This window comes from Alteromonas sp. 5E99-2 (genome assembly GCF_017368475.1).
Classification (GTDB): domain Bacteria; phylum Pseudomonadota; class Gammaproteobacteria; order Enterobacterales; family Alteromonadaceae; genus Alteromonas_F.
In genome coordinates this window covers 1-332 of the sequence record NZ_JAFNJE010000098.1, presented here as the reverse complement: position 1 = coordinate 332, position 332 = coordinate 1, and the positions used below count along the sequence as shown (strand labels likewise).

Here is a 332-nt window from a genome sequence, read left to right as displayed (position 1 = left end):
GGAATGTACTTACCGTTAGACAGTAAGCAGCCGGCTCAGCGCATACAGTTTCAACTGATAGACAGTGCAGCCAAGGTGGTCTTAACGACAGCAGAGACGTCGGTCATGATGAGCGCTTTGCAGGCAGAGCAAAGGGCTTCGTATGTACACATTGAACTTGAGCGTGTTGAAGGTTTGGATGCAAGTCAGGCTAATAGCAATCAGGTTAATCCCCGTCACTCTTATACCCCTGTTAGCATTCATCCCTCTCAAGGTGCTTATATTATTTATACCTCGGGTACCACAGGTCAGCCTAAAGGGGTTGTGGTGACCCATCGAGGGTTAAGTAATTA

Annotated in this window: 1 protein-coding gene; it reads left to right on the top strand. The window is 47.6% G+C overall.

What is annotated here, in order from left to right:
* On the top strand, positions 1-332 hold a 332-nt coding region (locus tag J3L16_RS16065), incomplete at both ends, for an AMP-binding protein (RefSeq protein ID WP_207614068.1).